Origin of the sequence: Streptomyces boninensis, assembly GCF_048572725.1 — a bacterium.
Classification (GTDB): domain Bacteria; phylum Actinomycetota; class Actinomycetes; order Streptomycetales; family Streptomycetaceae; genus Streptomyces; species Streptomyces boninensis.
On record NZ_CP183837.1, the window covers coordinates 3785641 to 3798223 of the forward strand.

Consider the following 12583-nt stretch of genomic DNA (forward strand, 5'->3'; position numbering starts at 1 on the left):
CTCGGCCTTACATCACCAGATGTACGGCTCGTAGACGTCCATGCACGCCTTCTTGTCGTCCCCGGCATTCAGCGGGTTGGAGCTGTCCGGCGCCTTGTCACCGCCGTAAGCCTCCGCCTTGCCCTTCGGGTACGTGGCGCCCTGGCGCCAGTCCGCGCCCACGACCAGGGTGATGCCGGTGGCCTGCGAGGACTCCCGTACCGCCTGGTCCGGCAGGCCGAGCGCCTTCGCCACGGACTGCGCGCCCGCGCGCTGCGCCGCGCCCTTGTACGTGACCGTGGTGTCGGCCGAAGAGCGCCGCGTGGTGTCCGACTTGGCCTTGGTGAAGCCGAGGTCCTGCATCCGGTCGGCGACCGCGCCGGCCCGGCCGGTGACCGGGACCTGGGTGACGGTGCCGGTGCCGTTCTGCACGGTGACCGGGACCTCGCCCTTCGGCGGCGCCTGGGCGGGCGGGGCGGACGGCTTGTTCTTCTTGTCCTTGCCGTCGATCGGCTGGTCGGCGCGCAGCTTGTTCCAGATCCAGTCCGCGTCCGGGTTCTTCGGGCGCACCCGGCCGGGGGCCTCCGGCGCGCCGGACTTCCACGGCATCGTGGTCATCGTGATCCGGTCGGTCGGGACCTGCTTGATGTCGTTGGCGAGGTCGTAGAGCTTCTTGACCGAGCCGATGCCCTCGTCGACGGTGAGCGCCTTGGTGGCCGCGGTGGCGAGAGAGCGCAGCTTGCCGGGGTCGGTCAGCTTCGCGCCCGCCTTCAGCTCGCGGACCATCGAGTTCATGTACTGGTGCTGGGCGTGCGTACGGCCGATGTCGGAGCCGTCCTCGAAGCCGTGCCGGGTGCGCAGCCACTGCAGCGCCTGCTCGCCCTTGACGACGGTCTCGCCCTTCTTCAGCCGCAGGTGCGACTGCTTGTCGTAGATGTTGTTCTTCACGCAGACCGGGACGCCGCCCACGGCGTCGGCCATCTGCACCACGCCGGCGAAGTCGACCATCATGAAGTGGTCGATGTGGATGCCGGTCATCTCCTCCCACGTGGCCACGGTGCAGCCCGGGCCGCCGTGCTGGAGGCTGGAGTTGATGGAGTTCGTGGTGGTCGCCTCGTAGGTCTTGCCGTCCTTGGTCTTGCACTCCGGGATCTTGGTCAGGGTGTCCCGGGGGACGGAGACGACCGAGATGTTCGAGCGGTCCGCCGATACGTGCAGCAGCATCTGCACATCCGCCAGCGGCGGCCGGTCGGCGTCGCCCTTGGCGCCGCCGAGCTTCTGGTTCTCCTTCGAGCCGCGGCTGTCGGAGCCGAGGAGGAGGATGTTCATCGGGGACTGGCCCGCCGCGTTCGGGGGCTTCTTGTCGACCCGGTTCTGCCCGAGATTCAGCTCGTCTTTACGGAGATTGTTGTTCAGGTCCCGGTACCAGAGATAGCCCGCCGCGGCGGTGGCGAGTATTCCGAGCGCTACCACCCAGGCGAAGAAGCGGAGAAATCGCCGCTTCTTGCGCGGCGGTTCCCAGTAATCATCGTCGTAGTAGTAATCGTCGTCGTCGTAATAACCGTCGTCGTAATACTCGTCATCATTCGGGACGTAACCCCCACGCCGTGGTGGCGGGAGCCTCCGCCCCCGGGGTCTTTCCTCGTACAGGCTGTCATCCCAGCCGAGATCGCGGGCATTGCGTGCGTGTGCGTAGCCGGAACGCCGGTACTGCGCTCCCTCACCGCGAACGCTGCTGCGGCGCATGGGCCCTCCCAGTCGATGGGGTTTTAGATGACTCGATCGAATGGCGGTGCGATCGGGTCACTTGGCACAAATGTTTTTGTCGTCCGCGCTGACGTGCTGCACCCCTTCGGGGGCCTTGTCGGGCGCCTCAATAGGCGTGCCGACGCTGGTGAAGTCCTTGCCCAGGCTGAGCTTCATCGCCTCCCGGGCTCCGGCGTCGGTCTTCGTCTGCTTCATGGCGCTCTTCGGCAGTCCCATCATGTCGGCCAGAGTTGCCGCCTGGTCGGCCTGATTCGGTGCATAAGTGAGGGTTGTCTTCGCCTGGTTCTGAGTGCCTGCATCGCCCGCATTTGTGGAAAGCGGGACACCCTTGCTGGTCTGCAGCCAGGACAGCACATTCTGTGCCTGCCCGGTCACGCCGCTGCCGTTGTAGACATCGACCCTGACCTTGGCCGCAGGGGCCTTTTTGACCTTTTGCGCCTCCTTCTTGCCCTTTCCGCCGCCGTTCAGCGGGCGATCGGCCTGCAACATCTTGAACAGGGGCTCGGCCTTGGTCTTATCCATCACGACCGTGGCGGGGTCGTCCGGATTGTCCAGAACGGGCACCGTAGCGAACTCAATGTTCTTCTGCGGCACCTGCTTCAGATCGTTGGCGAGCTCCAGCAGCTTCTTCACACTGCCGATGCCCTTGTCAACTGTGAGCGCCTTTGTGGCCGCCTGGCTGAGACCATAGAGCTTTTTCGGATTGGTCAGGGTGCCGTTCGACTTCATCTTCCGTACCAGCGAGCCGAGGAACTGCTGCTGCAGCTCGATCCGGCTGAGGTCGCTGCCGAAGCCGACGGAGTGCCGGGTGCGTACGAACGCGAGGGCCTGCTCGCCCTCCACGACGCTCTTGCCCTTGGGCAGCTTCAGGTGCGACTTGGGGTCGTTGATCGGCTTGGTGGTGCACACCTCGACGCCGTCGACGGCCGACGACAGCTCCTTGACCGCGTTGAAGTCGGCCATCATGAAGTGGTTGATCTCCAGGCCGGTCATCTTCTCGACCGTGTCCCACGTGCAGCTCGGGTCCCGACCCGACTGGCCCAGGCTGGTGTTGAAGCGCTGGTTCGGCGTGGCGGGGATGGTCTTCTCCTGGCCGTCCTCGCGGGTCTTGCACTGCGGGATGTCGGTGATCATGTCGCGCGGGATGGACAGCGCGGTGGCGCTCTTGCGGTCCTCGGTGACATGCAGCAGCAGCGTGGTGTCGGCGTGGCCGACGCTGCCGGCGTCACCGTAGCCCTCGTTGCCCTTCCCCGTACGGGCGTCCGTGCCCAGGATCAGGATGTTGACGGGGCCGTCGGTGGTGGCCGCGTTGTTCTCGCCGACATCGACGCTGTTGATGTTCCCGTTGAGCTGCTGGTACAGCACATACGCGCCCGCGCAGCCGGCGAGCATCAGGAACGCCAGGGACCCGCCGCCCCACATCAGCACTTTCTGCTTGCGGGACTTGGGCGGTTTCGGCTTGCGCCGGCTCGGCCGCGGGCCGCCGGGGTCCTCGTGCGGACGGCGGCGCTGGCCGGGGAGCCGCGGCTCGGCCGGCGGGGCGTACGGATCGGCGTACGGATCAGCCTGCGGGTTCGCCTGCCGGTCCGCGTACGCGTCCGGGTGCTGTCTCTGCCGCGGCGGTCTCGGTGCCTGCTGCTGACGCAGCTCGTAGCTGCCGGTGTCCGGGTTGAACACCCACTGGTCGGCAGGATTGACGTCGCCTGCCCGGCCGCGGCCTCGCGCATCCACTGTCGCTCAGGTCCTTCAGTCAGCTTCCCCGAAGACGCCTCCCCCGAGGGCGTTCACAACGGTCTACTTGCAGTGCAGGCCGTCCCCCACGGAACGGCCAGACCGCTCACACTATCCGCCCACTTCAGCGTCTAGCGACGCCCGTGACAAATTCCACTCCCCGTTACGTCGTGCTCACACGACTCTTACGCCACAGGATTGCCCGTTATTAACAGGGTTTACTTGCAGATGTCATCTGTGGGGCGCGTGCCCTCGAAGGCGGGTGCGTCTCCGTCGGAGTCCTGCACCGGGCTCACCTTCCGCGGGACGAAGGGCACTTCCTCGTCGTGGCGGAGCGCCGTGAACAGCTCCTCCGCGTCCGGCTGTACGAGCTCGTCCCGGTTTGTGTTGTAGCGGTACGGCTGCCGCGGCACGGTGAGAAAGCGCACGTCCGCCTCGGGTATGTCGCGGAGACTGCGCACCATGTCGTACATGTCGGTCAGTGAGGCTAGGCCGGGATCGGTGGTGACCGACTTCGTCGCGGCGTCCAGGAGGGGCGCGAGGCGGAGCGGGTTGAGCAGCACCCCGTTGGACTTCACCTTGTTGACGAGCGAGGCGAGGAATTCCTGCTGCCGCGCCATCCGGTCGGTGTCGCTGCCGTCGCCGAGGCTCTTGCGGGCGCGTACGTAACCGAGCGCCTCCTCGCCGCGGAGGGTCTGGCGGCCGGGCTTCAGGTGCAGCTTCGCGTCCTTGTCGTTGATCGCGCGGGGGACGCAGACCTCGACGCCGTCGACCGCGTTGACCATGTCCTTGAAGCCGGCGAAGTCGACGATCATGTGGTGGTCGACGCGGACGCCGGTGAGCCGCTCCACGGTGCGGATGGTGCAGGAGGCGCCGCCGTAGGAGAAGGCGAAGTTGAACTGGTTCACCTGCGCGCCGGAGCTGTCGCCGTTCGGGCGGCGGCAGGAGGGCAGCTCGACCATCAGGTCGCGGGGTATCGACACGGCGGTGGCGGAGCGGCGGTCGCCGGCTATGTGCAGCAGGATCGCGGTGTCCGAGCGCTTGCCGTTGGCGCGGCCGTATTTGCGGTTACGGGCCTCGGTGCGGCTGTCGGAGCCGATCAGGAGGATGTTCTGGGCGCCGGTGGTGGAGGGCTCGGGGCGCTCCTGCTCGTAGCGGAGCAGCTCGCGGGCGGTGGCGGAGTCGGCGTGGATGTTGCCGTCCAGGCGCTCGTACCAGTACCAGCCGGCCCCGCCGGCTATGAGCGTGAGCAGGGCCAGTGCGATGAGGGGCCAGCGGGCCCAGCGACGTCCTGTCCGGCGGCTCATGGAGCGATCCCCCTTTCCTCGGCGGCCGTGCGTACGGTGTCGAGCGTGGGGGCGGGGGCGCTGGGGCGCCACCTGAACGGCGGGGTGGGTGGGGCTTCTACCTGCAGGTTTGCCGGTGGCGCGGGGCCGTTTGGGGTGTGGGCCGGTTGGGTGACGCGGGCGTCCTGAGCGTGGGCCGGGCCGGGGTTCCACGACACCACCGAAAAAACGTGGTGGTCGTCCGCCGCCCGGTGCTGGGTTTTTTCGGCGGCGTCGTTCCACCCCGGCCCTCCTTGGGAGGGCGGCTCACGCCACGTGGGTCACCCGTTCATCCGCGTGCCGCTTTTCGACGGACGGTCCGTCGAGCTGGTCGATGCTGGGGCACAGGACCACGGAGGCGTGGGCAGCCAGCGGTGCCAGCAGCCCCGCGGAGACTCCGGGCCAGGAGTCCCACGGCCGGGCCGAGAGAAGCCTGGACCCTGCCGCGAGGCCCAGCTCCGCGGCGTCAGCCGTGGCCCGCGATGCGGCTTCCTCGCCCGTCAGCTCCTCGCCGGCCACGGCGATCGCGGGGTCGTCCGGGGCCACCGGCGCGAACGGGGCGAAGTCGTCGGGCTGGCCGGGCACCTCCACCGCGTAGTCGCGGTAGCCGTCCGGCGGCGCCGGGAAGCGGACGCCGAGGGGGCGCAGGCCCAGCGCGATGCGCTCGCCGGAGCAGGCGCGGCCCGCGTCCAGGGCGTCCGGGCCCGCCACCACCAGGTCGGCGGACTTCGGGTCGCCGCCGAGGTCGGCGACGACACCCGTGGCCGAGCAGGCGAGCAGCCAGACGGCGGTCTGCCAGTGCGCCGGGAGCAGGATCGCCGCCCGGTCGCCGGGCTCCGCGGCGAGCTCGCTCTGGAGGAGGTTCGCGGTCTTGGCGACCCAGTTGGCGGTGGTGAGCGCGGAGAGCTCGACGCGTTCGCCGGTGGTGTCGTCGTAGTACGTGATCAGCGGGTGCGTCGGGTTCGCGGCGAGCGCGGACGTCAGCAGCGCGTACGGGGTGGCAGTCATCAGCCGCAGCGTACCCGTACTCCAGTTGGAAGCTGACGAATAGACAGATTTACGGGCATCTGCGGAGGATTCAGGCATGCGCACTCTTCTCGCTTCTTCCATAGGGCTCTGTGCCGTTACGGCCGCCACCGCTCTCCTCGCGCCGGCGGCACTGTCCGCGTCCCCCGCCGCGACCGTCGCCGCCGAGGACCAACTCCCCGGCAGCACCCAGTCGCTGCCGCTCCGTTCGCTCGCCTCCGACCGCTCCCCCGGCGCCGGCATGGGCCAGGGGCCGCGGCCCGTAAAGCCCTTCTCGCTGGTCGGCGTCGTCTGGGACGACCCGGCCGCGCACCTGGAGGCCCGGGCTCAGGTGCGTACCCGCGAGGCGGAAAGCGGGGACTGGACCACCTGGCAGGACCTCTCGGGACACTCCGAGGACGCCCCCGACCCGGGCAGCCCGGAGGGCTCGGGCCCGGGTGCGCGCGGCGCCACCGCCCCGCTGTGGGTGGGCGAGAGCGACGCGGTGCAGGTGCGGGTGCTGCCCGGCGAGCGCACCGACAAGGCACGGCCGGCGCTGCCGAAGGGGCTGCGGGTGGAGATGGTCTCCCCCGGGGCCGAGCCGTCCGAGCGCGCCGGCGGGGCACAGGCGGCTTCGGTACGGGCACCGGGCCCGGCGGAGCTGCCCGCGATGAGCAAGGCCGCGACGGAGAAGGCCGCCGGACGGCCGTTCGTCGGGCCGCGGCCGCGCATCACCACCCGCAGCGGGTGGGGCGCGAAGCAGCTGCTGATCAGGGAGCACCGGCACTACACGTCGACGGTCAAGGCCGCCTTCGTGCACCACACGGTGACCGGCAACGGCTACTCCTGCTCTCAGTCGCCCGCGGTGATGCGGAGCATCTACCGCTACCACGTGAAGTCCCAGGGCTGGGACGACTTCGGCTACAACTTCGCCGTCGACAAGTGCGGCCGGATCTTCGAGGGCCGGTCGGGCGGCGTGACGAAGGCCGTCATGGGCGCGCACACCTATGGCTTCAACCAGAACAGCATGGGTGTCGCCGTCATCGGCAGCTACGACAACGCCTCCGTCCCGAAGGCGGCGGAGAACGCGGTGGCCCGGCTGACGGCCTGGAAGCTCGGCCTCTTCGGCCGCAACCCGGCGGGCAAGGTCACGCTCACCTCCGGCGGCGGCAACAAGTACCCGAAGGGAAGGAAGGTGAGCATGCGGGTCATCTCCGGCCACCGGGACGGCTTTGTGACGGAGTGCCCGGGCGGGCGGCTGTACGCGCGGCTGGGGGCGGCGCGGGTCAGCTCGGCGCACTTCCAGGGAAGAAGGTGAGGTAACCCGGCGGGGTGTCGGTGGCAGGCGATAGCCTGCGGCGGTCATGGCCTCCACCGCACTCCGCCGGAGCTTCGTCCCCTCCGGCCCCTACGACCTGCGCGGCTCACTGCGCGTCCTGCAGCGCGGTCCCGGCGATCCCGCCTATCGGGTCGCCGGGGCCGCGGTGTGGCGTGCCAGCCGTACGCCCGCGGGCATCGGCACGCTCCGGCTCACCGCCGACCGGGCGGCAGGGGCGGTGGCGGCCGAGGCGTGGGGCCCGGGCGCGGCATGGCTGCTCGATCAACTGCCCGCGCTGCTCGGCGCGGAGGACGAGCCGGAGACCTTCGCGCCGCGCCACAAGGTCATCGCCCGCGCCTGGCTGCGCAATCCCGGCATCCGCCTGGTCCGTACGGGGCTGGTGCTGGAGTCGCTGATCCCGTCGATCCTGGAGCAGAAGGTCACCACGGACGAGGCGTATCGCGCCTGGCGGCTGCTGCTGTGGCGGCACGGCGAGGCCGCGCCGGTCCCGGAGGGCGCGCCGCGGCTGCGGGTCATGCCGGATCCGCTGGGCTGGGCCCGTATCCCGTCGTGGGAGTGGCACCGCGCGGGTGTCGACTCCAAGCGCTCGGGCACCGCGGTACGGGCCGCGCGCGTCGCCGCGCGGCTGGAGGAGGCGGCGGCGATGGACCCGGCGGCGGCCTCGCACCGCCTGCAGCTGGTCTCGGGCATCGGCCCGTGGACGGCCGCCGAGACGCTGCAGCGGGTCATCGGCGCCCCGGACGCGGTGACGGTCGGCGACCTGCACCTGCCGCGGATGGTCGGCTACACCCTCGCGGGCGAGCGGGACGCGGACGACGACCGGATGCTGGAGCTGCTGGAGCCGTACGCCGACCAGTCCCAGCGCCACCGCGCTACGCGCTACATCACGATGGGCGGCGCGATGCCGCCGCGGCGGGAGCCGAAGCGGCAGATCTGGGATATCGCGCGGCTGTGAGGGTTACGCCTTCACCGCGGGGCGGCGGCTTGCGATGACCTTCCTGGCCAGCTTCTTCGGGCTGGTGAGGAAGCCCCAGCCCCAGGACATGTGCATCGTGGCCAGGGCCAGCGGGATCTGCGCGCGGGCCTTCGCCGACATGCCCTTGCCCGCCGGTACGGAGCCGGCGCCGATCGCCGCCGCGTAGCCCGCGGGGATCACCCAGCCGACCGGGGTCACGGCCGCGCCGACGACGGCGCCCGCTCCAATGGCGACGACCGCGGCCGGGGGCGCGAGGTAGCGCAAGTTGATCGAGCCGGAGTGGTAGCGGGCGACGACGTGGCGCCACTTGCCGTAGTCCTTGTACTGCTTGGCGAGGGCCTTCATGCTCGGCCGCGGCCGGTACGACACCCGCAGCTCCGGCGAGAACCAGACCAGGCCGCCCGCCTCGCGGATGCGGTAGTTGAGCTCCCAGTCCTGGGCGCGGATGAACTCTTCGTTGTATCCGCCCTGCTGCTCCAGCGCCTCGCGGCGGAAGACGCCCAGGTAGACGGTCTCGGCCGGTCCGGCCTCGCCGCCCGTGTGGAAGACCGCGTTGCCGACGCCGATCTTCGACGTCATCGCGGCGGCGACCGCCCGCTCCCAGTCGTTCTCGCCCTCGGCGTGCATGATGCCGCCGACGTTCATCGCGCCGGTCTCCTCCAGGAGCCGGACGGCGGTGGCGATATAGCCGGGCGAGAGCATCCCGTGGCCGTCGACCCGCACCACGATGGGGTGCCGGGAGGCCTTGATGGCGGCGTTGAGCGCGGCGGGGGTGCGGCCGGTGGGGTTCGGGACCGTATGCACGCGCCCCCAGGGATTGGACGCGGTCTCCGCGACCAGCTCGGCGGCGATCTCTTCCGTACGGTCCTTGGACGGGCCGACGGCGATCACCACCTCCATCTCACCCGCGTACTCCTGCTGCAGGATGGCCTCGACGGCATGCCGCAGATGCCGCTCCTCATTGAGCACCGGCATGATCACGGATACGGCCGGCGGCTGCTGCTTGGGGTGCTGGTCTGTCGCGTTCATATCGCGCACACGTTACCGCGAACGGGGGATGCCAAGGCGCGCTGTCGCCTGCCGGGCCCGGGCGCTGCATAGCGTTGACGGTCTGTGCTGCCGCGCACCGCTCTGGGGAGGAACTTTCCGTTGACCGCGCCGTCCCGTCCCCCCGGCCCCCGCTGGGGGCTGCGGCTCGCCACCGGACTCTCACTTCTGCTGCTGGTGCTCGGCGGGGCCGGGCATCTGCTGCTCGGCACCCTGGGCCACAAGATTGACCGGGTGGACGCCTTCGACGGCCTCGACCACCGGCCGCAGCAGCACGGCAGGGGAATGAACTTCCTCCTCGTCGGCACCGACCGGCGGGACAGCATCACGGCGGCGGAGAAGGCGAAGTACCGGCTGGGCGGCGAGCCCTGCAACTGCACCGACACGATCATGCTGGTGCATGTCTCCGGCGACCGCCGCCGCGCCAGCGTCGTCTCCATCCCCCGCGATACGTATGTGGACTTCCCGGCGCACACCAACCACGACCTCGGCGAGGAGCTCAAGGCCCATCCGGGCAAGCTGAATTCGGCGTACGGGCACGGCGGTCCGCCGCTGACGATCCGGTCGGTGGAGCGGCTGACGGGCGTGCACGTAGACCACTACCTGGAGATCGACTTCTCCGCCTTCATGAAGACGGTCGACGTCATCGGCGGCGTGGACATCTGCACCGCCCGCCCCCTCAACGACTCGCACTCCGGCCTCGACCTCCCCGCCGGCACGTCGACGCTGCGCGGCGGCGAGGCGCTGCAATACGTGCGCGCCCGCCATGTCGACGGCGCCTCCGACCTCAGCCGCATGAAGCGCCAGCAGCGCTTCATGGCCGCCGTCATCTCGAAGCTCAGCGGCACCGGCGGGCTGCTGAACCCGGCGAAGTTCCGGGAGGTCAGCGGGGCGGTGCTGGGTTCCGTACGGGCCGATGCCGGGTTCTCCAGCGAGTCCATGGTGTCGCTGGGGGAGGCGATGCGGGACTTCTCGCCGAAGTCGTCGGAGTTCGCGACGGTGCCGATCGCGGACGAGGACTTCGTGGTGCCGGGGGTCGGCGAGACGATCAAGTGGGACACGAAGAAGGCCGACGCCCTCTTCGCCAAGCTGCGCGCCGACCAGCCGCTGCTGATGGAGCGCCCGAAGGGCGGCGGCCCGCGCCCGGTCGAGATCCCGCCGCAGCAGATCCAGGTCACGGTCAGCAACGGCACCGGCCGCCCGGGCCTGGCCGCCAGGGCCGTACAGGACCTGGGCAAGTCCGGCTTCGTCTCGGCGGCCCCGCCCGAGAACGCGGACAAGGAGGAGCCCCGCACGGTGATCTCCTACGACCCCACCCACGACCAGTCGGCCCGCTCCCTGCAGGCCGCCCTGCCCGGCTCGGTGCTGCAGAAGGCCCCGGGCCAGGGCACGGTGATGCAGGTCACGCTCGGCCGCGACTTCAAGAAGGTCGCCCCGGTCCGCGCGGCGGACCCGGTGCTGGACGCGGCCGCCTTCGGCGAATTCGAGGCGGTCACGGGGGACCAGGTGACCTGCAAGTAGTACGGCCCCTCAGTCCACGCCCTCCGCATTGCGCTTCGCCCGTAGCTCCATGATCGCCCGCCGCCGCGCCAGCCGGTGCGTCCGCCGGATCTGCGCCTCCTGGCGCCTGCGGTGGTCCTCGCCGGTCTGGGGGACCGCCTGCGGGACCGGGCGGGGCTTGCCCTCCTCGTCGACCGCCACGAACACCAGGTAGGCGCTGGCCACGTGCTTGGCGGGGGTGGATTCGTTCCAGCGCTCCGCCAGGACCCGCACGCCGATCTCCATCGAGGACGATCCGGTCCAGTTGACCTGCGCTTTTACGTGCAGCAGGTCCCCGACCCTGACCGGCTCCAGAAAGACCATCTCGTCCATGGAGACGGTCACGGCGGGCCCCTCGGAGTGCCGGCCCGCCACCGCACCCGCGGTGTCGTCGACGAGCTTCATGACGACACCGCCGTGGACGGTGCCGAGGAGGTTGGTGTCGTTCCCCGTCATGATGTGGGACAGGGTCGTACGGGAAGCCTCGGTGGGCTTGTCGTTCATGACGGTCAGCTTATGCACAGGGTCGGAGAGCGACATATCCAGCCTGCTCTGCATCAGGTTCGCCACAGTCCCGGCCCAGATTCGGAACCCCACTTCAAACCGACACGCCGATCAAGGCACACTTCACGGCATGAACGACTGGCCGAATGGATGGAACGACGACCGCAGGGACCGGGTCGGGCGCGGCAATGGCGGCCCGCAGCCGGAGCCCACGCGAGTCATGCCGACCCAGCGGCCCGGCGTGCCGCCGCAGCATGACTACGGACGGTACGACGACGGTTACAACGAGGGGCAGGTCTACAGAGGCGGCGGTGGCGGCGACGACCAGTACGGTGGCGGCGGCTACAAGCCCCGGCCGAACTGGCGCAAGCGGATCACCGTGGGCCTCATCACCCTCGTGGTGTTCGTGCTCGCCGTGTCGATCGGCACGTACTTCTGGGCCGACAGCAAGATGCGCAAGGAGGTCGACCTCAGCAAGGTCGAGGACCGTCCTTCGAGCGAGGGCACCAATACCCTGATCGTCGGCTCCGACAGCCGCGCGGGCCTGTCCGACGAGGACAAGAAGCGCCTGCACACCGGCTCGTCCGAGGGCCAGCGCACCGACTCGATGATGATCCTGCACGAGGGTGACAACGGAAACACCCTCATCAGCATCCCGCGCGACTGGTACGTGACGATCCCGGCCTTCAAGGGCTCGGACAGCGGCAAGCAGTACCCGGCGACCAAGAACAAGATCAACTCGGCGTACTCGCAGGACGGGCCAGGCCTCCTGGTGCGCACCATCGAGTACAACACCGGCCTGAAGATGGACCACTACGCGGAGATCGGCTTCGGCGGCTTCGCGAACATCGTGGACGAGCTCGGCGGCGTCGAGATGTGCTTCGACAAGCCGATCAAGGACAAGAACTCCGGCGCCGACTTCAAGGCCGGCTGCCAGGACCTCAACGGCGAGCAGGCCCTCGCCATGGCCCGTAACCGCTACGCGCTCGCGGACGGCGACCTGGGCCGGACCAAGAACCAGCAGAAGCTGCTCAACGCCATCGCGAAGAAGGCGGCGAGCCCGGGGACGATCCTGAACCCGTTCAGCCTCTACCCGACGATGGGCGCGGGTCTGGACACCCTGGTCGTCGACAAGGACAACGGCCCGTACACACTGCTGAAGATGTTCATGGCGATGAAGTCGGTGAACAGCGGCGACGGCAACTCGCTGAACCTGCCGACCGTCCCCGGCGGCAATATGCCGGGCGCGGGCTCGGTCCTGAAGTGGGACGAGCCGAAGGCGAAGCAGCTGCTGGAGCAGGTCAAGAACGACGAGAAGGTCACCGTCACCGGCAAGTGAGCCGGTGCGACAGTGACCTTCTCCTGGGGTGG

10 protein-coding genes are annotated in these 12583 nt (G+C 69.6%); 4 read left to right on the plus strand and 6 right to left on the minus strand.

Annotation, left to right across the window (positions count from 1 at the left end; genetic code table 11):
* Positions 1 to 12: 12 nt before the first annotated feature.
* From ACNNMR_RS17100 to ACNNMR_RS17115, 4 genes are all read right to left on the minus strand, one after another.
* Positions 13 to 1725 carry an LCP family protein gene (locus ACNNMR_RS17100; protein WP_419995476.1) on the minus strand — a complete coding sequence of 571 codons (1713 nt, stop codon included), beginning with the start codon at positions 1723 to 1725 and terminating at the stop codon, positions 13 to 15.
* Between the two features lie 57 nt (positions 1726 to 1782).
* The gene (locus ACNNMR_RS17105; protein ID WP_419995477.1) at positions 1783 to 3477 is read right to left on the minus strand and encodes an LCP family protein; all 1695 of its coding nucleotides are present in this window, start codon (positions 3475 to 3477) and stop codon (positions 1783 to 1785) included.
* A 218-nt stretch (positions 3478 to 3695) separates the two neighbouring features.
* Complete coding sequence (locus ACNNMR_RS17110; RefSeq protein ID WP_419995478.1) at positions 3696 to 4856, minus strand: LCP family protein; 1161 nt, start codon at positions 4854 to 4856, stop codon at positions 3696 to 3698.
* A 213-nt stretch (positions 4857 to 5069) separates the two neighbouring features.
* Positions 5070 to 5810, minus strand: coding sequence for a TIGR03089 family protein (locus tag ACNNMR_RS17115; protein ID WP_419995479.1), 741 nt, complete (start codon positions 5808 to 5810; stop codon positions 5070 to 5072).
* 76 nt (positions 5811 to 5886) lie between these two features.
* On the opposite strand from ACNNMR_RS17115, the gene ACNNMR_RS17120 reads away from it, so the two are divergent.
* Both ACNNMR_RS17120 and ACNNMR_RS17125 read left to right on the plus strand, forming a co-directional pair.
* Positions 5887 to 7125 carry a peptidoglycan recognition protein gene (locus ACNNMR_RS17120; RefSeq protein WP_419995480.1) on the plus strand — a complete coding sequence of 413 codons (1239 nt, stop codon included), beginning with the start codon at positions 5887 to 5889 and terminating at the stop codon, positions 7123 to 7125.
* A 46-nt stretch (positions 7126 to 7171) separates the two neighbouring features.
* Complete coding sequence (locus tag ACNNMR_RS17125) at positions 7172 to 8101, plus strand: DNA-3-methyladenine glycosylase family protein (protein WP_419995481.1); 930 nt, start codon at positions 7172 to 7174, stop codon at positions 8099 to 8101.
* Between the two features lie 3 nt (positions 8102 to 8104).
* On the opposite strand, the gene ACNNMR_RS17130 is transcribed toward ACNNMR_RS17125, so the two are convergent.
* Entirely contained in the window at positions 8105 to 9151 is a 1047-nt protein-coding gene (locus ACNNMR_RS17130) for a glycosyltransferase family 2 protein (protein ID WP_419995482.1), read from the minus strand.
* A gap of 120 nt (positions 9152 to 9271) precedes the next feature.
* On the opposite strand from ACNNMR_RS17130, the gene ACNNMR_RS17135 reads away from it, so the two are divergent.
* Positions 9272 to 10690: an LCP family protein gene (locus tag ACNNMR_RS17135; protein WP_419995483.1), complete on the plus strand. Its 1419-nt coding sequence runs from the start codon at positions 9272 to 9274 to the stop codon at positions 10688 to 10690.
* A 9-nt stretch (positions 10691 to 10699) separates the two neighbouring features.
* Here ACNNMR_RS17135 and ACNNMR_RS17140 read toward each other — a convergent pair whose 3' ends face one another.
* Complete coding sequence (locus ACNNMR_RS17140) at positions 10700 to 11212, minus strand: acyl-CoA thioesterase (protein ID WP_419995484.1); 513 nt, start codon at positions 11210 to 11212, stop codon at positions 10700 to 10702.
* A gap of 130 nt (positions 11213 to 11342) precedes the next feature.
* On the opposite strand from ACNNMR_RS17140, the gene ACNNMR_RS17145 reads away from it, so the two are divergent.
* The gene (locus ACNNMR_RS17145) at positions 11343 to 12551 is read left to right on the plus strand and encodes an LCP family protein (protein WP_419995485.1); all 1209 of its coding nucleotides are present in this window, start codon (positions 11343 to 11345) and stop codon (positions 12549 to 12551) included.
* Positions 12552 to 12583: the final 32 nt, after the last annotated feature.

Coding starts and splice junctions, on each gene's coding strand:
- ACNNMR_RS17140 (WP_419995484.1), bottom strand. CDS start 11,212: ATGAACGACAAGCCCACCGAGGCTTCCCGTACGACCCTGTCCCACATC.
- ACNNMR_RS17125 (WP_419995481.1), top strand. CDS start 7,172: ATGGCCTCCACCGCACTCCGCCGGAGCTTCGTCCCCTCCGGCCCCTAC.
- ACNNMR_RS17120 (WP_419995480.1), top strand. CDS start 5,887: ATGCGCACTCTTCTCGCTTCTTCCATAGGGCTCTGTGCCGTTACGGCC.
- ACNNMR_RS17115 (WP_419995479.1), bottom strand. CDS start 5,810: ATGACTGCCACCCCGTACGCGCTGCTGACGTCCGCGCTCGCCGCGAAC.
- ACNNMR_RS17100 (WP_419995476.1), bottom strand. CDS start 1,725: ATGCGCCGCAGCAGCGTTCGCGGTGAGGGAGCGCAGTACCGGCGTTCC.
- ACNNMR_RS17145 (WP_419995485.1), top strand. CDS start 11,343: ATGAACGACTGGCCGAATGGATGGAACGACGACCGCAGGGACCGGGTC.
- ACNNMR_RS17130 (WP_419995482.1), bottom strand. CDS start 9,151: ATGAACGCGACAGACCAGCACCCCAAGCAGCAGCCGCCGGCCGTATCC.